Genomic DNA, 20,619 nt, shown 5'->3' on the forward strand with positions numbered 1-20,619 from the left:
GCCTGTAGGTGGCCCCGCCGGAGGAGTTTGTCGCGATCGATCAGTGCATGTGCGGATCGACGTGGGCGGTGTGGCTGAAATCGGTGGTGGTGTGGGTTTCGGTCGGTGCGTAGGTGTTCATGCTGGCCTCGTGCACCGAGTTGTCGGCAACCGTGCTGTGCACCGAGTTGTCGGCGCTCAGGTCGGTGTGGGTGGTGTTCCCGCTGCCGATGTTGGTGTGGGTGCTGTTGCCGCTACCGATGCTGGTGTTGGCCGTGTTCCCGCTGTTCAGGCTGGTGTTGACGGTGGAGGAGTGCGACGAGTCGTCGATGACGCTCTTGTTGCCGCTGCCCAGGTCGCCACCGACCGTCGTCTGGTTGCCACCGACGTGCGTCGACGAGGTGTTGCCGTCGTTGATGACGATGTTGCCGCCGCTGCCGCCGCTGCCGCCGCTGGCGTGGCCGCCACCGATCAGGCCGCCGCCGGCACTCGCGCCGCCGCCGTTGCCGCCACCGGTGTTGACGTCGTTGACCACCGGGCCGGAGTTGCCCTGGACGATGTGGCCGCCCGCCGTCTGCGAGTTGTCGGTGGCGTGGTTGCCCGTGCCGACGATCACCGGCGAGTGGCTGCCGGTCAGGATGTCGCCGTTGGTGACGGTGTTGCCGTCGCCCTGCACGGCGCCCTTGCCGCTGGCGATGTCACCGTGGTTGTTGCCCGCGATGTTGACGCCGCCGTCGCCCTGCTGGACGTGGCTGCCGCCGAGGGTGATGTCACCGAAGCCCAGGTTGAAGGCACCCTGCTGCGCGTTGGCGCCGGCGTGCTGCTCGGGGCTCAGCACCGGGATGTCGTTGCCACTCGCGATCGGCACGTTGTTGTGGCTGGCGAAGTCGGTCTGGTTGCGGCTGGCGAACTCGGGGGCGAAGGAGGTCTGCGGGGAGAACGGCGAGGACATGCTGTAGTAGTCCGAAACCGCGTTCTGCAGGCCGACCACCGGGTCGCCGCCACCGAGGACCACGCCGGCCGGGACGGCGCTGGCGGCCACCGAGGCGAGCTGCGCGGAGGTGACACCGGCGAGGCCGGCATCGCGCATGGTCTGCTCGGGGTTCGCGACGAACGAGCTCGCGATGGTGGGGAAGCGGAAGAGGTCGATGATGAACTCGATCAGGCTGGTCATTGGAGTCCCTTTCGTTGGGGTGTTGCTCTTTGGAAGTTCTTCTCGCCGCTGTCCGGCGAACTGAGAACAACGTTAGGGGCCGTCAAGGGCCGTGCAAACGGGGCAACCACCCCTACCCCCAACAAAACTTAGTGGGGTAGCCGAGCTCCCCCTATTAGGGGATTAGGGGATAGTTAGGGTATTTGCTGAATATGCGGTGAGTGACGCAAAACGCCGGTGGCCATGACGGCCACCGGCGTGTGTCGGCGTGATGTGGTGGTCAGCTTCAGCTGAAGAAGTCGAAGCCCTGGTGGTGTTCGACACCGGCCGACGGGTCGGCGGCATCGACGGGGTGCCAGTCGAGCGCACCCGGATCCGACAGCTGGCCGGCATCGACGACCGGGACGTCGCCCTGCAGGCCCAGGTCGTCGGACACCGCGAGGTCCGGGACTGCGACGTGGTCCGGCAGGGCCGGTCCACTGTCAAATCCGCCCAGGTCAGGATCGGAAATGACCTGCGGCGACACGACCGTCGGCACATGCGTGTCGAAGGCATCGAACGCGTCGAACGCCGCGGTGGCGGCACCGCTGGTCCAGACGTTGACGCCGGGATCGTCGAATCCGGCGGTTGGCACGCCGCCCGCCGCGGAGGACACTGTGCCCAGGGACTCGGACACCACCGGGATCAGGTGCGCGACGTCCGCCGTGGTCACGCCGGTGAGATTGGCGTCGGCGATGGCGCCGGCGGGGTCGGCGGCGTAGTGCGCAGCCACGTCGGGGTCACGGACCACCGACATGACGAAATCCAGTAGCGGATTTGCCACGGCACCTACTCCTTCCGTCGAATCAATGTTTCGGCCCTTACACCAGGTAAGCCGCTTGATAACTATTTCGATGCTATCGCCGATATAGCTCCCAGAGATCGGTGCTGACCCCAGCACCCGACACCTTCCGTTAGGGGCACTCCCATTAGGGATTCACCAATCGTTAGGGGATTGTGTCCCAACCCCGGGCTGCCAGCGCATAGGGTGGCCTGAGTCGATAGCGCGTCAAAGGAGTGGACGTTTATGAGCCTCGGTTTGTCGATCGGCCAGACCAACCTGGTGGCCGTGCCGGCCGGGCGACCGCCGGTGAGCCGTCGCGCCATCCTGGCCCTGTACCCGGACCGGCCCGCCGAAGTCGGCATCCCCACGCAGTCGGGTGGCCTGGTGCTGACCGGCTTCGTGGAGCGGGTCGGTGACCCGATCCCCCTGATCGCTCCCGACGGCTCGGCGCACCGCGGCGAAGCCGTCCTGGCCGAGGCCCTCGACTCGATGGCCCGCACCGCGGGCGGCGGCGCCCCGATCGTCATCGCCGCTCCGGCGCACTGGGGCATGTCCACCATCGGCGCGCTCTCGGCGGCCCTGCGTGGCAAGCCGGGCCTGGCGGCCGCACCGGTGGTCTCCGACGCGGCCGCGGCGCTGGCCGGGCTCAAGGCCGGCGCGGGGCTGCCTGATCACGGCGTCGTGGCGCTGTGCGATTTCGGTGGCAGCGGCACCAGCGTCACCATCGCCGACGCCGCGACGCTCAGCCAGATCGGCGAGACCGTGCGCTACCCGGAGTTCTCCGGCGACCTGGTGGACCAGGCGCTGCTGAACCACGTCATCGCGGGCATCAGCGAGTCGTCCGATGCGGACCCGGCCGGCACCGCAGCCGTCGGCTCGCTGTCCCAGCTGCGCGACCAGTGCCGGCAGGCCAAGGAGCGCCTCTCGTCGGAGACGGCGACGTCGGTGAACGCCAACCTGCCCGGCTTCGCGTCGGCACTGCGCATCACCCGCCCCGAGCTGGAACGGCTGCTCGAACCGGCCCTCGCCGGTCTTCTCGCCGTCCTGCAGGAAACCCTGCAGCGCAACCAGATTCCGGCCGGCGTCCTGACCGCCGTGGCCACTGCCGGTGGCGGTGCGTCGATTCCGATTGTCACCCAACGTCTTTCGGAGCACTTCCGGGTGCCGGTGGTGACCTCACCGCAGCCGGCGCTGACCGCGGCGGGCGGCGCCCCGATGGTCGATCAGCGCACCATGAGCGCCGACGCCCCGACGGGGATGGCCCCGACGATGGGCTGGGCAGCCGGCGGCGCGGCATGGGCAGGCGGGCCCGCGACCATGGCCGCTCCGGTGCCGCCGGCCGACGCGAACCCGTCCTCGACCGTCGGGCCGTCGCTCGCCTGGTCCGACGACGAGGACCCCGGCGCCGCGGTCGGCGGCGAGTACCCCACCGACTTCTCGACCGGCTACGCCGAGGCCGCCCCCTACGGCGAGACCACGGCGCGGCCGGTGATGGACTTCGCCCACGAAGAAGAGGACAACCTGCCCGACGTGGCACCGGTCCCCTGGTACCGGCGCCCACCGCTGATCTTCGGCGCCGCCGCGGCAGCGTTCCTGGTCGCCGGCGGCAGCTGGGCCGCCGTCGGGCTCACGAGCAACGACACCCCGTCCGGTCCGGTGACGGTCGACGTCACGACCACCATCACCGGTCCTGACGGCTCCATCACCACGAGCACCTACAAGGCCACGAAGTCCGTTGTGACACAGACGAATCCCAATGGCCAGGTGGAGACGTCGACGGTGACCAACCCCGTCACCACCACCGACGCGCCGGTCACCACGACCACCACCGATCCGTCGACCACGAGCTCGACGACCACGACAACGACCACCACCTCCACGACCACCACGACGACGACCCCGTCGACGACGACCACCACGACCACGACGCCGCCGCCCACCACGACGACCACGCAGCCGCCCACGACGACCCAGCCGCCGACGACCACGCAGCCACCCACCACCACGCAGCCGCCGCCGACCACGACGAAGCCGCCGACGACGCAGCCGCCCAGCACGCAGACTCCGACGGCCGCGCCGACGACCCAGGCACCCAGCAGCCAGCCCACGGCGGAGCAACCGCCCAAGACGGCCTCCGTGGCGGCCGAGACCGGGTCGGCTCCGTCGGCCTCGGTGGCCACCGCGTCGGCGCCCATCACCGCGCAACCTTCGGCATCGACCAGCCAATGACCGCAGCGGCCGGCACGTCGCTGGTGCTCGGCGGAATCGGCAGCGGCAAGACCACCGCGCTGGAAGCGGTGCGAAAGACGTTGCGGGCCAACGGCACGACGATGCTCGCGCGGGTACCCAAGCCCGGTGAGGCACCGGACGCGGCCATCGTCATCGACGATGCCCAGCTGCTGTCACCGGAAGAACTGACCGCGCTGACGGAGCTGGCCGGCGACCCGGCCCGCACCGTGGTGGTCAGCGCCGAGCCGTTGGCGCACGACCGCGCCCTCAACGCTCTCACCACCACGCTGAGTCGGCAGCAGCCGCCGGTTCAGCTGGCGCCGATGACGCCCCGGGAGATCAACGAGGCGCTGGCCCGCGCCGGCGTCCCCGGCACTCAGGTGCCCGCACTGATCGCCGGCACCGGCGGTATCCCGCTGCTGGTGTACTCGGCGCTGTCGGCGCTGGCCTCAGGCGCCGATCCGATCCGGGCCGCGTCCGTCGCGTTGAGCGAGCGGCTGCGCCGGCTCGACGAGCACCTGCTCGACACGTTGTTGTTGTGTTCGCTCAGCCCCGAACTGGGACCCGACGACATCGCCGCCGCGCTGCAACTGCCCGGCGACGACGCGGCCGTGCTGATGGACCGGGCCCGCGCCAGCGGCCTGCTGTCCGCGTCGCTGCACCCGCGGTTCATCGACACGCTGCACCGGTGCCTCACGCGGCTGGTCGGGGCCGCGCGGCACCGCGAGACCGAATGCCGGCTGCTGCGCTCGCAGATCGAATCTGCCACCCTGTCAACCGAATTGGCGCTGAAGCTGGCCGAGCACGGCACCGTCGACGACCTGCTGGCGGCTGATCTGATCCGCCGCGCCGGTTCCGCCGCGCCCCGCCAGGCCGCGCGCCTGTACCGCGCCGCGGCCCGTGCGGGCACCGCCCCGGCCGACGCCCACCTCGCCGACGCCCTCGCCGTCACCGGCGACTGCACCACCGCCGGCACCCTGGCGGACGAGCTGCTCGCCGCCGACGACGCCACCGTCCGCGCGCAGGCGGTGCGCATCGCGGCCAGCGTCGCGATGCACGACGGCGCCGCCGCACACGCCGCGGATCTGTTCCGCTGGCTCGGCCCCGATCCCGACCCGTTCGTCGCGGCCGCGGGCGCCGTGGTCGGTGTCGCCACCGCCGACGCCGAACTGGCCCGGGCCTGCCTGCAGGCCGAGAACTCAATGCCGCCAACGTCTTCCGCCCGCGCGGCGCGCGGTATGGCCGAGGGCATGCTGCTGACGCTCGATCAGCCGTTCGCCGTCGCGATGGCACGGCTCACGCAGGCCCTCGGGTCCACCAACGGTGTCCACGCTGTCGCACCGGACAGCCCCGCCGCGCTGCTGAGCCTCGTCGCCCTGCACGGCGGTGACGCGGTCCGCGCGCGCAGCGTCATCGGCCGGGCCATCCGCACCGGCGGTGGCGACGCGGGGTTCACCGGCCTGCGCCACCGGCTGCTGCTCGGCTGGATCCGGATGCTCGACGGCCAACTCGATTCCGCCGTCCCGGCATTGGACGCGACCGCGGTCGCCGACCTGCACCGCCGCGATGCGCTGTGGTTCACCGCGCTGCAGACCGCCGTCGCCCGGCGCAGCGGCGACACCGGCGCGCTGCAGAAGCACTGGTACGCGGCCATGGAAGTGCTGGCCGAATACTCCCTGGACCTGTACGCCCTGCTCCCGCTCGGCGAGTTGTGGGTCGCGGCGGCCCGGTTGCAGCAGCTCGACCAGCTGCGCCAGCCGCTGGCCGAGGCGTTCGGGCTGCTGCGGGCCGCCGGAAATCCGGCGCTGTGGGCGGTCCCGCTGCACTGGGCGGGCGTGCACGCCGGCATCCTGGCCAACGCGCCCGAGGCCGTCGCGCCGCACGGGCAGGCCCTGGCCGCGGCCAGCCGGGCCGAGGGCGCGCATGGCGCCTACGCCACCGCGCTCGCCACCGCCGGCCGGACCTGGCTGCGCGTCCTGGCCGACGGCGTCGACGCCGCGGAGGTGACGGCGGCCGCCCGCGGGCTGGCGCGCTTCGGGCTGACGTGGGACGCCACGCGCCTGGCCAGTCAGGCCGCGTTGCATTCGGCCGACGGCCGCATCTCCGGTGCCATGCTGCAGCTGGCGCGCGACCTCAAGCAGGATGCCGCCCTCGAGGCAGCGGCCGATCCCATCGAGCCCGCGGCCCCCGCTATTCCGCGTGAGCCCGCTTCGGGTGCGGATGTGCGCAACACCACACCACCTCCCGCCTCGGGTGACGCTCGGGCCACATCCGCCGCAACGCCCGCCTGGACGCGGCTGTCCGACCGCGAACGTGAGGTCGCCGAACTGGTGCTGCAGGGCATGCCGTACCGCGATATCGGGGCCCGGCTGCTGATCTCGGCGAAGACCGTCGAACACCACGTCGCCCGCATTCGCCGCAGGTTGGGGGCCGAATCGCGGTCGGAGATGTTGTCGATGCTGCGGGCGCTGCTCGTCGAGAAGGTCTGACGCCGCCCTTATATAAGGAAGCCCTCGGCCGACGCTTCGCCGAGGCTGATTCCAGGTAAAGAAGTGACCGCAAAGCGGCAGCTCAAGTTAGGACAGCCTTGCTAGCGTGCGTTCTACCCAGGATGCGACTATGAGCAGGCATCTAGCTTAAGTTACCCGTTGGTAACCTCAATAAGTTACCGGCTAGTAGCTACATAACTGGGAGAGGCGCGGTGGAGAATCTCGAACACACGCTCGACGTGGCCAGACTGGTCATCGGGCTGTTGGCAACGGTCATCGTCCTGGGATTCGCCGCAAAGCGCGTCCTGTGGCTGACCAAGCTGATCAGCTCGGGGCAGAAGCTCGGCGACGAACGTGGCCGTAAAGACGATCTCGTCACCCGCTTCCTGAACCAGAACAAGGAAGTCTTCGCCCAGTCGAAGCTCCTCAAGTGGTCGATCCCCGGTCTCGCGCACTTCTTCACCATGTGGGGCTTCTTCGTCCTCGCATCGGTGTACCTGGAAGCCTATGGCGTCCTGTTCGACCCGAAGTTCGCCATCCCATTCGTCGGACACTGGGCCGTTCTGGGCTTCCTGCAGGACTTCTTCGCCCTGGCCGTGCTGGCCGGCATCGTCGTCTTCGCGATCATCCGCCTGACCAAGAACCCCAACAACATCGGCCGCGAGTCCCGGTTCTACGGATCGCACAACGGTGGCGCGTGGGAGATCCTCATCATGATCTTCCTGGTCATCCTGACCTACGCGATCTTCCGCGGTGCCGCCGTCAACGTGCTCGGCGAGCACTTCCCGTACCAGAACGGCGCCTTCTTCTCCGACGGCATGGCCGCGCTGCTGGCTCCGCTGGGCCACACCGCCAACGTGTGGATCGAGACCATCGCGCTGCTGTCGCACATCGGCGTCATGCTGGTCTTCCTGCTGATCGTGCTGCACTCCAAGCACCTGCACATCGGTCTGGCCCCGATCAACGTCACCTTCAAGCGCCTGCCCGACGGCCTCGGCCCGCTGCTGCCGATGGAGTACAAGGGCGAGAAGATCGACTTCGACGATCCCGCCGAGGACGCGGTGTTCGGCCGCGGCAAGATCGAGGACTTCACCTGGAAGGGCAACCTCGACTTCTCCACCTGTACCGAGTGCGGTCGTTGCCAGTCGCAGTGCCCGGCATGGAACACCGGAAAGCCGTTGTCTCCCAAGCTCGTCATCATGAACCTGCGCGACCACCTGTTCGCCAAGGCGCCGTACATCATCGAGGGCAAGCCGATGCCCGAGGAGGGCTCGGTCGACTTCGCCAAGCTGGGCGACAGCCTGCACGGCCACGGCGTCCCCGAGGACGGCTTCGCGCGCATCGAGGGGTCCGGCCCCGAGCAGGCGCTGCGCCCGCTGGTCGGCACCGCTGAGCAGGGCGGCGTCATCGACCCCGACGTGCTGTGGTCCTGCACCAACTGCGGTGCCTGCGTCGAGCAGTGCCCGGTGGACATCGAGCACATCGACCACATCGTCGACATGCGCCGCTACCAGGTCATGGTCGAGTCCGAGTTCCCCGGCGAGCTCGGTGTGCTGTTCAAGAACCTGGCAACCAAGGGCAACCCCTGGGGCCAGAACGCCAAGGACCGCACCAACTGGATCGACGAGCTGGACTTCGACATCCCGGTCTACGGCCAGGACGTGGAGAGCTTCGACGGCTTCGAGTACCTCTTCTGGGTCGGCTGCGCCGGCGCCTACGAGGACCGCGCCAAGAAGACCACCAAGGCCGTCGCCGAGCTGCTCGCCACCGCGGGCGTGAAGTTCCTGGTGCTGGGCACCGGCGAGACCTGTACCGGTGACTCGGCCCGCCGCGCCGGTAACGAGTTCCTGTTCCAGCAGCTCGCCGCGCAGAACGTCGAGACCATCAACGAGCTGTTCGAGGGTGTCGACCCCGGCAAGCGCAAGATCGTCGTCACGTGCCCGCACTGCTTCAACACCATCGGTCGCGAGTACCCGCAGTTGGGCGCCAACTACACCGTCGTGCACCACACGCAGCTGCTCAACCGCCTGGTGCGGGACAAGAAGCTGGTCCCGGTGAACTCGGTGAGCCAAGAGGTCACCTACCACGATCCCTGCTTCCTCGGCCGCCACAACAAGGAGTACGAGGCCCCGCGTGAGCTGGTCGGCGCTGCCGGCGCAAAGCTCACCGAGATGCCCCGCCACGCCGACCGCGGCCTGTGCTGTGGTGCCGGTGGTGCCCGCATGTGGATGGAAGAGCACATCGGCAAGCGCGTGAACGTGGAGCGTTCGGAAGAGGCCGTCGACACCGGCGCCTCGGCGATCGCGACCGGCTGCCCGTTCTGCCGCGTGATGATGAGCGACGGCGTCGACGACGTCGCCGCGACCCGCAGCATCGAGAAGACCGAGGTGCTCGACGTCGCTCAGCTGCTGCTGAACTCGCTCGACACCAGCAAGGTGACGCTGCCCGAAAAGGGCACGGCGGCAAAGGCTTCCGCGGCCCTCGCGGAGAAGAAGGCCAAGGAGGCCCCGAAGCCGGCTCCGGCCGCTCCGGCTCCCGCTGCCGAGGCCGCTCCGGCCGCCGAGGCACCTGCTGCCGCTGCCGCTCCGGCCGCCGCCAAGCCGGTCACCGGCCTGGGCATGGCCGCCAAGCGTCCGGGTGCCAAGAAGGCCGCCGCTCCGGCGGCTGCGGCTCCTGCCGCTGAGGCTCCCGCCGCCGAGGCTCCGGCTGCCGCCGCTCCCGCCAAGGGTCTGGGTCTGGCTGCGGGCGCCAAGCGTCCGGGTGCCAAAAAGGCTGCCGCTCCGGCTGCTGCTGCTCCGGCCCCGGCTGCCGAGGCTGCTCCCGCCGCTGAGGCTCCCGCCGCGCCGGCCGCTCCGGCCGCCCCGGTGAAGGGTCTGGGTCTGGCCGCGGGCGCACGTCGCCCCGGCGCCAAGAAGGCTGCTGCTCCGGCAGCACCGGCGGCGCCCGCCGCACCGGCCGCTGATGCTCCGGCTGCCGAGCCGGCCGCCGAGGCTCCCGCCGCCCCGGCACCTGCCGCCCCGGCGGAAGAGGCCAAGCCGGAACCGCCGGTCGTCGGACTGGGTCTGCGCCCGGGCGCAAAGCGCCCCGGTAAGCGGTAACGCGAAGTACACCGCAATGGCCAGCTACGACCCGCCGCCAGGAGCGTCGTAGCTGGCCATTGGCATATGTGGCCCTGATCGCACATGGGCAAAAGAATTCGACACCGATGAGAGCATGGAACCCGTGACCACCCACCAGGTACCCGCTGACCGCACATGGCACAGCGGTCATCCGCGTAATCAGCGGACGTTCGCGCAGTCGACCAAGCTGCAGGACGTCCTCTACGAGATCCGCGGCCCGGTACACGAGCAGGCCTCCCGGCTCGAGGCCGAGGGCCACCGGATCCTCAAGCTCAACATCGGTAACCCGGCGCCGTTCGGCTTCGAGGCGCCAGACGTGATCATGCGCGACATGATCGCCGCCCTCCCCCACGCCCAGGGCTACTCCGACTCGAAGGGCATCGTGTCCGCACGCCGCGCGGTGGTCACCCGTTACGAGCTGGTCGAGGGCTTCCCCCGGTTCGACGTCGACGACGTCTTCCTGGGCAACGGCGTCTCCGAGCTCATCACCATGACGCTGCAGGCGCTGCTCGACAACGGCGACCAGGTGCTGATCCCGGCGCCCGACTACCCGCTGTGGACGGCGTCGACGGCGCTGGCCGGCGGCACCCCGGTGCACTACCTGTGCGACGAGACGCAGGGCTGGAACCCCGACATCGCCGACCTGGAGTCGAAGATCACCGACCGCACCAAGGCGATCGTCGTGATCAACCCGAATAACCCCACCGGCGCGGTGTACAGCCGCGAGACGCTGGAGTCGATCGCCAATCTGGCCCGCAAGCACCAGCTGCTGCTGCTGGCCGACGAGATCTACGACAAGATCCTCTACGACGAGGCCAAGCACATCCCCATGGCGTCGGTGGCGCCCGACATGCTGTGCCTGACGTTCAACGGCCTGTCCAAGGCCTACCGCGTGGCCGGCTACCGCTCCGGCTGGCTCGCCATCACCGGCCCCAAGGAGCACGCGTCCAGCTTCCTCGAGGGCATCAGCCTGCTGTCCAACATGCGGCTGTGCCCGAATGTGCCTGCGCAGCACGCCATTCAGGTGGCCCTCGGCGGACACCAGAGCATCGAGGACCTGATCCTGCCCGGCGGCCGGCTGCTGGAACAGCGTGACGTCGCGTGGAACAAGCTCAACGAGATTCCGGGCGTCTCCTGCGTCAAGCCCGAGGGCGCGCTCTATGCGTTCCCGCGGCTGGACCCCGAGGTGCACGAGATCCGGGACGACGAGCAGCTGGTGCTCGACCTGCTGCTGCAGGAGAAGATCCTGCTCACGCAGGGCACCGGATTCAATTGGCCCACACCGGATCACCTGCGCATCGTGACGCTGCCGTGGGCCCGCGACCTGGCCGCCGCCATCGAGCGCCTCGGCAACTTCCTGGCGAGCTACCGCCAGTAATCCACTGGGATTTGTGCACGATTTTCCGCGCCCGCCGCGGAAAATCGTGCACAAATCACTGGTGTTTCAGGCCCGCGATGAAGGTCCGCAGCAGTGCGGCGAGGGTGTCTTCGAACGCGGTGCCGGGTTCGGGCTGGTTGACGGAATCGATTGCCGCCCAACCCCATACCGCGCCGACGAACGCGTGGATCGCAGCGGTCAGCAGCACCAGGTGCTGCCGATCCAGCGGCAGCCGGGGCCTGAGGGTCTCGCGGAGCCGGTCCTCGACGTCGCGCGCCTGTGTGCGCACCGTCTCGGCCGCTTCGGGTGTCAGCCGGTTCATCAACACCGGCGCCGCGCTGATCAGGTCGCACAGGACAGGGCGTCGCGCGAGGGTGTGCGCCAAAGCCTTTGCCGGGCTGCGCCGTTCATCGCGCAGCTGGGCGCGCAGGTCGTCGAGCCAGCCCAGGTGCTCGTGGTACATCACCAGAAGCAGTAGCGCCTCCCGGGAGCCGGCGTAACGCAGCACCCCCGATTTGGCCAGGCCCGCCGCGGCGGCGACGTCGCCGAGCGTCAGCTCGCCGGCCCGGGTGCTGTCCAGGAGCGCGCGGGTGGCCTCGGTCAGCCGGCGCAGGCGGTCCTCCCGCTGCTCCGGGCTGCGCGCCCGCGCAAACGTCAGCGCCCGCGGTGAATCCGGCAAATCCATTGCCTAATAGAACACCGTTCCGTTAACTTGGTCAACATGACACACCACTACGAAGTCCGGGTCACCCGCCATGCGCAGGCCATGCCGAGCACGCTTTTCGAGGTGGTGGCGGACGGCTCCCGCTGGTCTGAGTGGGCGCGTCCCCTGATCAACTACTCAGCCTGGGAGACCCGCGGACCTGCCGATGACGGCGGCGTCGGGGCCGTCCGCGCCGTCGGCACGCCCCGTTTTCCCGCGCGGGAGCAGACGACGATCCACGAGCCCGGTCAGCGGCACGGGTACACCATCATCTCGAAAACCCCGGTACGGAACTACCAGGCGCAGGTGACCTTCACGCCCGAGCCGGACGGCACCCGCATCGATTGGCAGGGGACCTTCGAAAGTCCTTGGCGCATCGTCGGTCTGGGTTACCGGGCCGTGGTCAAGTACGTGCTGACGACGCTGTCCGCCAAGCTGGTGATCGAGGCGGAGCGTCGGGAAGCTCTCAGGCCGACCCCCTAGGCTGACTCGGGTGGCGCACTCGCATACCCACTCGCACAGTTCCGGCCCGGCGCCGCTCAGCCCGCTGGCCGCGAAGATCGTCGTCGGCCTTCTGGCGGTGATCGGGCTGGCGACCGTGATCGGCGCCGTCGTGCTGTGGCCGCACGGCAAGGCCGTCGACATCCCGCTGCCGTTCCAGAACGCCCACGGCGGCGCCGTGAGCACCGAGGCCGGGCACGTCGTGTCGACGGGCATGAACAACTGCGGCAGCCCGTCGGTCGGCGCGGTGCTGACCTCCGCCCCGGTCACCGCCCCGCCGGGCGCCGGGAGTTGCGTGCAGTCATTGATCGGCATCGACTCCGGGCCGAACTCCGGCGCCAACACCCTGCTCGAGTTCAGCACCGGCCCCGGCCAGCCGCACCTCGCCGCCGGCGACCACATCCGGGTGACCCGCCAGGTCGACGACTCCGGCACCACCACCTACGCCTTCTTCGACTTCGAGCGCACCTGGCCGCTCGTCGCGCTGGCTGCCGTCTTCGCCGTGGTGGTGGTCGCGGTGGCCCGCTGGCGCGGATTGCGGGCGCTGGTCGGTATCGCCGTCGCGTTCGTGGTGCTGACGGTCTTCCTGCTCCCGGCGCTGCGGGACGGCGGCTCGGCCATCCCGGTCGCGCTCGTCGCGTCGTCGGTGATCCTGTACGCCGTGATCTACCTGGCGCACGGCGTCAGCCTGCGCACCAGCGCCGCCCTGCTCGGCACTCTGAGCTCGCTGCTGTTGTCGGCGGTGTTGTCCTGGGGTGCAATCGAATTGGCGCACCTGACCGGGTTGTCGGAAGACCAGAACAACGAGATCGCGGCCTACATGGGGTCCGTGTCGATCACCGGGCTGTTGCTCGCCGGCTTCATCATCGGCTCGCTGGGTGTGCTCAACGACGTCACCGTCACGCAGGCGTCGACAGCCTTCGAACTGGCCGAACACGGCGCGTCCCGGCGGGCCATCTTCACCGGCGCCATGCGGGTGGGTCGCGACCACATCGCCAGCACCGTCTACACGCTGGTGCTCGCGTACGCCGGCAGCGCACTGCCGCTGCTGCTGCTGTTCAGCGTCGCCAACCGGTCGTTGGGCGACGTGCTGACCAGCGAGAGCGTGGCGATCGAGATCGCCCGGTCGGCAGTCGGCGGCATCGCGCTGGCGTTGTCGGTACCGCTGACCACCGCCATCGCGGCGGTGCTCGCTACACCGCGTCCGACTCGATGAGCTCGGTCGCCGCGAGCGCCGAGGCCAGGTCGTCGTGCCGGAACGCCGAGGTGACGTGGTCGTGCACGACACGGAACGCGGTCGCGGCCTCTCGGTCGGCACCGCCGCCGGTGATGGTCTGCTCGACGACCACGACGCCGTCGTGCACGAACATCCGGCCGACCGTCGACTTCTCGTCGAGGTCGGTTGCCCAGGCCCGCAACGCATTCCGCCCCTGGGTGGCGCCGTTCGCGTCACCGATCTCGATGTCACCGCTCGACAGCTTGTCCAGGGTGTCCAGGTCGCGGTCGTTGAGGGCGTCGATCCAGGCGAGAACCGTCGCGATCTCGGAAGTCGTCATGTCTGCGAACCTACCTGACCTCAGAACGCCGAGTGGTCGACCCAGCGCTGCCACACGGCGGCGTCGCCGATCACCTCCAGGCCGGCCTCCTCGACCGTCTGCCGGCGGTTGACGGCCAGCAGCAGCCCGGTCACCGGACCCCGCACTGCCGCATCACCTTTGGCGTGCTGATGCGACCAGCCGAACCCGTCCTCGTCGTTGACCACCAGCCACTCGCCGGTGGGGCCGAGTTCGGATTCCGCGGCATGCAGGTGCAGCGACCGCCCACGCTCCAGCGGCGGATCCCCGGCGGGCGCCATCAGCGCCACGCGCTCCAGCGTCTCGGTCACCCCGTCGGCGGCCAGCTCGGGATCGAGCACGAACGGGAGGCCCAGCGCCAGAGCGGCATCGGCGCGGTGCACGGTCTGCTCGTGCACGCGACGCCGGATCCACCATCCGGCGGGCTTCGGCCCGAGGAACGTCCACACCTTCGCATCCGACCCGACGTGTTCGACGGCGTCGACCAGGGCCTGCGCACTGGCATTCAGCCAGTCGATGGCAGCGTCGAGGTCCTCCGGCGGTTTCCCGTCCCGAACCTCGCGGGGATCGAGTGCCTCCTTGCGGTGCTCGGCGACGATCTGCGCGCACCAGCGGTTGCCACGGCCGACGTGTTTGAACAGCTGCTTGAGGGACCAGCCCGGGCAGTTGGGTACCGGCGTATCCAGGTCGGCTTTGCGGATGATGTCGCCGAATGCGGCGGTTTCCTCGATCAGGGCTGTGCGGAAGGCCATTTCACGACGGTACCGCTGCACGCGCCTGCCCGAGTGCGATCGGCAATGCCGCCCAGCCACGGAGCACGCGGGTGTCGCGCCGGGTACCGGGGCCCGCGAGTTGCGCGTCGGGGAACCGCTCGAAGAACGTCCGCAGTCCCACTTCTCCTTCGGAACGGGCCAGCGCCGCACCGAGGCAGAAGTGCCGTCCGCCCGAGAACGAATGGTGCTTGCCCGCGTTGGCGCGGGTGACGTCGAAGCGGTGCGGGTCAGGGAAAACGGCCGGGTCCCGGTTGGCGCCGGCCAGGTAGACGACGACGGGCTCACCGGCGCCCACGTGGTACCCGGCGATGTCGACGTCCACCCTGGCGATGCGGGCCGACAGCTGGACCGGCGAGTCGAGCCGCAGGATCTCTTCGACGGCGGTGGGCCAGAGGTCGGGCTGCGCCTGCAGCAGGGCCAGTTGATCGGGATGCTGCAACAACATTCGGATGCCGTTGCCCAGCAGATTCACCGTGGTCTCGAACCCGGCGGCCAGCACGAGGCCCGCGGTGGCCCGGAGTTCTTCGTCGTTGAGCCGGGCGCCCCCGTCGCTGGCGGCGATGAGCTGGCTCATGAGGTTGTCGCCGGGATTGGCCCGGAGCTCGCGGAGGTGCGTGGCCAGCCAGGTGTTGAAGCCGTCCAACCCGTCCTCGACGCTGAGGTACTGCTGCCAGGTCAGCCCGATGTCCAGGCTGGGCGCGGCCAGTTCACCGAATTCGAGGATGCGCGACCGGTCATGCTCGGGCACCCCGAGGATGTCCGCGATCACCGTGACGGGCAGCTGCGAGCAGTAGCTGTCCACGATGTCCACGGTGGCCCCCGCCGCGAGCTCGTCGATCAGTCCGGTCGCGGCCTCCTGCACCCGTTCCCGCAATGCCGCGACGGCCCGCGTGGTGAACACCGCCGAGACGGTCTTGCGGTAGCGCGTGTGCTGCTCGCCGTCGACCGACAGCAGCGACGGCGGCAGCAGCGGATGCAGCCGGCCCTTGACGGTGGTCTTGTTCTCCAGCCAGCCGAGGACGCCGGGCAGCGTCCCGCCGATCTGCGTGACGGTGAAGTCATCCGAACGCAGAATCTGGTGCACGAGAGCATGATCCGCGGTGATCCAGGCCGCCCGGCCGCGGTACATCCGGCCGCGGCTGCGCAGTTCGTCGGCGAACGCGCCGGGGTCGGTCCGCACCGCCGGGTCGGCGATGAGCCGGCCCTGGAGGTCGCCGTGCCGCGCGCCGTATGCGGCGAGCTTGCGGATGACGGCGTGCAGCGCGAACCAGTTGAGCCGTTGCCTCAGCGTCATGGAGCCGAGCTTAGGCACGCCCGTCGCCGTCGGGCTACATACTGCAGTCGGAAATCAGGGCGTCAGATTGCGGCCCAGGGCGTGCACCCGCCAGCCCGCAGCCTGCCATTTTCCGACGTCGAGGCAATTGCGGCCGTCGACAACCACTTTCACCCGGACGGTGGCCGCCAGCTGTTCGGGGTCCAGGTCCAGGAACTCCTGCCATTCGGTCAGGACCAGCACGGCGTCGGCGCGGTCGCAGGCCTCGAGGACGGAAGTGGAGTAGTTCAGCGTCGGGAAGACCCGGCGGGAGTTGTCCATGGCCTTGGGGTCGTAGACGTTGACGGCCGCGCCGTTGAGCTGCAGCATGCCGGCCACGTTGAGGGCGGGCGAGTCACGCACGTCGTCGGACTCGGGCTTGAACGCCGCACCCAGCACCGCGATGTTGGCGCCCAGCAGCGTGCCACCGCACGCCTTGGTGGTCAGCTCCACCATGCGGGTACGCCGGCGCATGTTGATGCTGTCCACTTCGCGCAGGAACGTCAGCGCGGGGTCGGCGCCGAGTTCACCGGCGCGGGCCATGAAGGCGCGGATGTCCTTGGGCAGGCAACCACCACCGAAACCCAAGCCCGCGTTGAGGAATCGCCGCCCGATCCGGGGGTCGTAGCCCAGTGCGTCGGCCAGCACGGTGACGTCGGCGTTGGTCGCTTCACACACCTCGGCGATGGCGTTGATGAAGGAAATCTTGGTGGCCAGAAAGGCGTTCGCGGAGACCTTGACCAGTTCGGCGGTCTGCAGGTCGGTCAGCAGGAACGGCACGCCGCGCTCCAGGATCCGGGCGTACAGCTCCCGGATCGCCGCTTCGGCGCGCTGCGAATCCGCTTGCACGCCAAGCACGATGCGGTCCGGGTGCAGGGTGTCCTTGACGGCGAATCCTTCGCGCAGGAACTCCGGGTTCCACGCCACCTCGACGTCGATGCCCGCCGGCGCCAGCTCGCGGGCCCGGGCCCCGAGTTCGGCGGCGGTACCCACCGGCACGGTGGACTTGCCGACGATCACCGCGGACCGGCGCAGCCGCGGCACCAGCGTGTCGATGACGGACTGCACGTACCGCAGGTCGGCGGCGTACTCCCCCTTCTTCTGTGGGGTGCCCACGCCGAGGAAGTGCACGTCACCGAACTCGGCAGCCTCGTCATAGTCGGTGGTGAAGTGCAGCCGCCCGGCTTCGATGTTGTCGCGCAGCATCTTCCGCAGCCCGGGCTCGTAGAACGGGATGTCACCGGCCGCCAGCTTCGCGATCTTGCCGGGGTCTACATCGACGCCGAGGACCTCATGGCCGAGCTCCGCCATGCCGGCGGCGTGCGTCGCCCCGAGGTAGCCGGTACCGAACACGGTGCATCTCATAGTGCCTTGATAGGCAGCCGTGATGAGCGCGGCGCGAAGTGACACTGAGCGTCAGGCCAACGGCAGATGACAAACAGCCGCCGGCCTGACGGACGTCAGTTGTTCTTCTGGCAGAAGATCAGGAAGCAGGTCTGCTTGGGCTGCTTCGGCTTCTTGCCGGAGTCACCGGGGTAGTCGCCCGGGTACCCGTTCGAGCCGCCCGGGTACTGGTTGCCCGGGTACCCGTTGCCGGGGTACTGGTTTCCCGGGTAGCCATTGCCCGGGTAGTTGCCGGGGTAGTCCTCGTCGTGACCGCGGCCGCCGCGACTCGGGTAGTCCGGGTAATTGTTGCCCGGGATCCACTGCGGCTGCTGCGGACGCGGCACCCACGGATTCCAGGCCGGCGGCTGCTGACCGGGCATCACGTAGACCGGCGGCGGCAGCACTGCCGGAGCCGGGGCCGGAACCGCCGCGGGCGGGGGCTCGACGGGAGCGGCCGGCACGTCGGGCATCGACACCGGGACGGGTGCCGGAGCCGGAGCGGGGGCTTCCGGTGCGGGCGCGGAGACGTGCACCTGCGGCGCGGATTCCTTGACGACCTGCGGCGCGTCGACGTGGCGCGGAGCCTGAACCTGCGCCTCGGGCGCCGGCTCGGGGGCAGCTGCCGGTGCCGGGGCGGGCGGCGGGACGGCGGCCGGCGGCGGCGCGGGAGCGACGACCGGAGCGCTGGGCACGATGGCGGCCTGTGCGGGCGCGGGCCGTTGATCGACCGTCGGCCGGATGCTCACCGCAAGCGAAATGGCAAGGGCCACAACGCCGACAACGAAGATCGAGGTGAGCGCGCTACCGACCAGCAGGAAGGGCTTGCGGCCCTGATCGGCGACCACGGGGGCGTCGCCCAGCTCGTCGAAACCGAACTCGTCGGCCGTCAACAGCGGCGCCGCCAGCGGAGCCGCGGCAGCGACACCACCCGGTGCGGCCGAGTAGGCCAGGCCGGCGGTGGCCGCGTCGAACATCGGCGCGCTGGCCGAGGCGAGGGCGGCACCGCGAGCCAGCGCCAGGTCGGCGTCACCCGGGGCGTTCACCGGGATGTCGAGCAGCTCGGCCAGGTGCGCCTGCACCGCGGTGACGTCGACGCCGGATCCGACGACGAACATGCCCTGCGGCGGGGTGTCGGCAGTGGCGACGGCGGCTGCCATGTCGCCGAGGACGGCCATGGCGTCGGTGCTGTGCAGGCTGCGGCTCAGCACCTTCGAGATGGCACCGTCGGCATCGACGACGGACATGGTGGCGGTGTCACGGTCCACGAACAGCAGACCGGTGCTCGAGTAGCCGACCGCCCGGCCCGCAGCCTGTGCCAGCGACCCCGCGGCGTGCAGCTCCGAGACCATCATGACGTCCTTGACGCCGGCGGCGTCCAATGCGTCGCGCAACTGCGCGGCGGCGTCGTGGTCACTCCAGGCGACGCCCACCGATTTCAGGTGGTGGCCGCCTTCCTCGGCGCTCTCCCGGGTCCCCAGGATCGCGCTGACAACCTGCTCAACCGGCGTTGCTGAACCGTCGGCCGTCTGCGTTTCGAAAATATCGTGGTCGACGATCTCGCCGTCGGCCTTTTCACCCTCAACCAGCGCCATACGCACCGTGGTTGGCGTCATAGACACACCCAGAACGATGTCCACTGACCCTCCAATAGTGTTCGCTACGCTATCTAGGCCGACACCGAGAATCCCCTGCCGCGCAGGCCACAACCAGATACTTCATCGCAGCGAACGGCGGAGTCGTTACCGATTCCCCCAGCTCATGGAGCCACGATGCAGTTCTTGCCGCGGCGCTGGCTCACATGGTCCCGCCAATGCCGGTGGTTCAACCCTACCCGCGTTCGGCGTAGATGACCTAAGCAGTTTCAGGCGTCCTCGGCGTCCGGGCGAGGCTGCTTCAACAGATCGGTCAGCGAGCTGGAACCCGTCGGCCGGCGGGTGCCCAGGTGGCCGTGCACGCCCTCCGCGTAGGCCGTTTCGGCGTGCTGGGTGAAGTCGACGCCGGCGGTCTCGTCCTCGGCGCTGAGCCGGAAACCCATGACCCTGTCGATGATCTTGCCGAGGACGAACGTCGCCGTGAAGGCATACGCCGCGACGACGGCCATCGCGAGCAACTGCTTACCGAGCTGGGCGAATCCGCCGCCGTAGAAGAGGCCGCGGACGCCGCCGGTCATGACATCCGTCGCCAGCAGGCCGATCAGCACGACGCCGACGACACCGCCGACGAAGTGCACGCCGACGACGTCGAGCGAGTCGTCGTAATTGAGCTTGAACTTGAGGCCGACCGCGAACGAGCAGACCACACCGGCCAGCAGGCCGACGATGAGCGCGCCCAGCGTGTTGACCGTACCGCACGACGGGGTGATCGCGACCAGGCCGGCGACGACGCCGGACGCCGCGCCGAACGTCGTCGGCTTACCGTCACGCACCTGCTCGACGGTGAGCCAGCCCAGCATGCCGAGACAGCCGGCGACCAGGGTGTTGAGGAAGATCGCGGCGGCGGTGCCGTTCGCGGCCAGCGCCGAGCCCGCATTGAATCCGAACCAGCCGAACCACAGCAGACCGACACCGAGCAGAACGAACGGCAGGTTGTGCGGGCGCATGGCGTCCTGCTTGAAGCCGATGCGCGGGCCCAGGACGATGGCGAGCGCCAGCGCCGAGGCGCCCGACGCGATCTCGACGACCAGGCCGCCCGCGTAGTCCAGCGCGCCCATCTTGGCGAGCCAGCCGTCCGGACCCCAGACCCAGTGCGCGATCACGCTGTAGACGACGATCGCCCAGATCGGCACGAACACCATCCACGCCGAGAACTTGGCGCGGTCCGCAATGGCGCCGCTGATCAGGGCGGCGGTGATGATGGCGAACGTCAGCTGGAAGGTGGCGAACAGCAGCTCCGGGACGGCGCCGTGCGTGGTGCTGGGGCTGATGCCGAGCATGCCGAAGTGTTCGAGGTTGCCGAGGAAACCGTCGCCGTCCGAGAAGGCCAGCGTGTACCCGAGCACCAGCCACGCCACCGTGACCAGCGGAATCGAGATGAAGCTCATCATGATCATGTTGAGCACGCCGGTCGTGCGGACCATGCCGCCGTAGAAGATGGCCAGGCCCGGCGTCATCAACAGGACGAGAGCGGTGCTGGCGAGCAGCCAAGCGGTGGCGGCGGGATCGATGCCTTGCACGTGAGACTCCTTCGACAATCTTGACGAG

15 protein-coding genes are annotated in these 20,619 nt (G+C 69.5%); 6 read left to right on the forward strand and 9 right to left on the reverse strand.

What is annotated here, in order from left to right:
- Positions 1-40 precede the first annotated feature (40 nt).
- Positions 41-1,153 carry an IniB N-terminal domain-containing protein gene (locus tag VXD91_RS11360; protein WP_346415441.1) on the reverse strand — a complete coding sequence of 371 codons (1,113 nt, stop codon included), beginning with the start codon at positions 1,151-1,153 and terminating at the stop codon, positions 41-43.
- Positions 1,154-1,418: 265 nt separating this feature from the next.
- Entirely contained in the window at positions 1,419-1,955 is a 537-nt protein-coding gene (locus VXD91_RS11365) for an Rv0340 family IniB-related protein (protein ID WP_346415442.1), read from the reverse strand.
- Between the two features lie 243 nt (positions 1,956-2,198).
- On the opposite strand from VXD91_RS11365, the gene VXD91_RS11370 reads away from it, so the two are divergent.
- The 4 genes from VXD91_RS11370 (at position 2,199) to VXD91_RS11385 (ending at position 11,170) form a co-directional block, all read left to right on the forward strand.
- On the forward strand, positions 2,199-4,184 hold the full coding sequence (locus VXD91_RS11370) for an Hsp70 family protein (protein WP_346415443.1): 1,986 nt from the start codon (positions 2,199-2,201) through the stop codon (positions 4,182-4,184).
- Positions 4,181-6,673, forward strand: a complete 2,493-nt coding sequence (iniR, locus tag VXD91_RS11375) for an isoniazid response ATPase/transcriptional regulator IniR (protein ID WP_346415444.1) — start codon at positions 4,181-4,183, stop codon at positions 6,671-6,673. Before VXD91_RS11370 ends, iniR begins: the two co-directional genes overlap by 4 nt.
- Positions 6,674-6,885: 212 nt before the next feature.
- The gene (locus tag VXD91_RS11380; RefSeq protein ID WP_346415445.1) at positions 6,886-9,771 is read left to right on the forward strand and encodes a heterodisulfide reductase-related iron-sulfur binding cluster; all 2,886 of its coding nucleotides are present in this window, start codon (positions 6,886-6,888) and stop codon (positions 9,769-9,771) included.
- Positions 9,772-9,886: 115 nt separating this feature from the next.
- Entirely contained in the window at positions 9,887-11,170 is a 1,284-nt protein-coding gene (locus VXD91_RS11385; protein ID WP_133428259.1) for a pyridoxal phosphate-dependent aminotransferase, read from the forward strand.
- A 55-nt stretch (positions 11,171-11,225) separates the two neighbouring features.
- Here VXD91_RS11385 and VXD91_RS11390 read toward each other — a convergent pair whose 3' ends face one another.
- Complete coding sequence (locus VXD91_RS11390) at positions 11,226-11,855, reverse strand: TetR/AcrR family transcriptional regulator (RefSeq protein WP_346415446.1); 630 nt, start codon at positions 11,853-11,855, stop codon at positions 11,226-11,228.
- A gap of 36 nt (positions 11,856-11,891) precedes the next feature.
- On the opposite strand from VXD91_RS11390, the gene VXD91_RS11395 reads away from it, so the two are divergent.
- Positions 11,892-12,356, forward strand: coding sequence for an SRPBCC family protein (locus tag VXD91_RS11395; protein ID WP_212808111.1), 465 nt, complete (start codon positions 11,892-11,894; stop codon positions 12,354-12,356).
- A 10-nt stretch (positions 12,357-12,366) separates the two neighbouring features.
- Positions 12,367-13,590, forward strand: coding sequence for a YibE/F family protein (locus VXD91_RS11400; RefSeq protein ID WP_318984695.1), 1,224 nt, complete (start codon positions 12,367-12,369; stop codon positions 13,588-13,590).
- Here the strand turns inward: VXD91_RS11400 and VXD91_RS11405 are convergent.
- From VXD91_RS11405 to VXD91_RS11430, 6 genes are all read right to left on the reverse strand, one after another.
- Entirely contained in the window at positions 13,568-13,930 is a 363-nt protein-coding gene (locus VXD91_RS11405; RefSeq protein WP_064859798.1) for a nuclear transport factor 2 family protein, read from the reverse strand. The two genes, VXD91_RS11400 and VXD91_RS11405, sit on opposite strands and share 23 nt — an antisense overlap.
- A 20-nt stretch (positions 13,931-13,950) precedes the next feature.
- Entirely contained in the window at positions 13,951-14,700 is a 750-nt protein-coding gene (locus tag VXD91_RS11410; RefSeq protein WP_212808109.1) for a maleylpyruvate isomerase family mycothiol-dependent enzyme, read from the reverse strand.
- Between the two features lies 1 nt (position 14,701).
- Positions 14,702-16,009 carry a cytochrome P450 gene (locus tag VXD91_RS11415; protein WP_212814994.1) on the reverse strand — a complete coding sequence of 436 codons (1,308 nt, stop codon included), beginning with the start codon at positions 16,007-16,009 and terminating at the stop codon, positions 14,702-14,704.
- A 60-nt stretch (positions 16,010-16,069) separates the two neighbouring features.
- The gene (locus VXD91_RS11420; protein WP_212808108.1) at positions 16,070-17,398 is read right to left on the reverse strand and encodes a UDP-glucose/GDP-mannose dehydrogenase family protein; all 1,329 of its coding nucleotides are present in this window, start codon (positions 17,396-17,398) and stop codon (positions 16,070-16,072) included.
- A 95-nt stretch (positions 17,399-17,493) separates the two neighbouring features.
- Positions 17,494-19,032, reverse strand: a complete 1,539-nt coding sequence (locus VXD91_RS11425) for a hypothetical protein (protein WP_244872697.1) — start codon at positions 19,030-19,032, stop codon at positions 17,494-17,496.
- Between the two features lie 248 nt (positions 19,033-19,280).
- On the reverse strand, positions 19,281-20,591 hold the full coding sequence (locus tag VXD91_RS11430) for an ammonium transporter (protein WP_212808106.1): 1,311 nt from the start codon (positions 20,589-20,591) through the stop codon (positions 19,281-19,283).
- Between the last annotated feature and the right edge of the window lie 28 nt (positions 20,592-20,619).

The organism is Mycobacterium sp. SM3041, assembly GCF_039668335.1.
GTDB lineage: Bacteria > Actinomycetota > Actinomycetes > Mycobacteriales > Mycobacteriaceae > Mycobacterium.

Excerpts from the sequence above, each read along its gene's own strand:
- VXD91_RS11370 (WP_346415443.1), top strand. The coding sequence starts at position 2,199 with ATGAGCCTCGGTTTGTCGATCGGCCAGACCAACCTGGTGGCCGTGCCG.
- VXD91_RS11425 (WP_244872697.1), bottom strand. The coding sequence starts at position 19,032 with ATGACGCCAACCACGGTGCGTATGGCGCTGGTTGAGGGTGAAAAGGCC.
- iniR (WP_346415444.1), top strand. The coding sequence starts at position 4,181 with ATGACCGCAGCGGCCGGCACGTCGCTGGTGCTCGGCGGAATCGGCAGC.
- VXD91_RS11395 (WP_212808111.1), top strand. The coding sequence starts at position 11,892 with ATGACACACCACTACGAAGTCCGGGTCACCCGCCATGCGCAGGCCATG.
- VXD91_RS11420 (WP_212808108.1), bottom strand. The coding sequence starts at position 17,398 with ATGAGATGCACCGTGTTCGGTACCGGCTACCTCGGGGCGACGCACGCC.
- VXD91_RS11405 (WP_064859798.1), bottom strand. The coding sequence starts at position 13,930 with ATGACGACTTCCGAGATCGCGACGGTTCTCGCCTGGATCGACGCCCTC.
- VXD91_RS11390 (WP_346415446.1), bottom strand. The coding sequence starts at position 11,855 with ATGGATTTGCCGGATTCACCGCGGGCGCTGACGTTTGCGCGGGCGCGC.
- VXD91_RS11410 (WP_212808109.1), bottom strand. The coding sequence starts at position 14,700 with ATGGCCTTCCGCACAGCCCTGATCGAGGAAACCGCCGCATTCGGCGAC.
- VXD91_RS11385 (WP_133428259.1), top strand. The coding sequence starts at position 9,887 with ATGGAACCCGTGACCACCCACCAGGTACCCGCTGACCGCACATGGCAC.
- VXD91_RS11360 (WP_346415441.1), bottom strand. The coding sequence starts at position 1,153 with ATGACCAGCCTGATCGAGTTCATCATCGACCTCTTCCGCTTCCCCACC.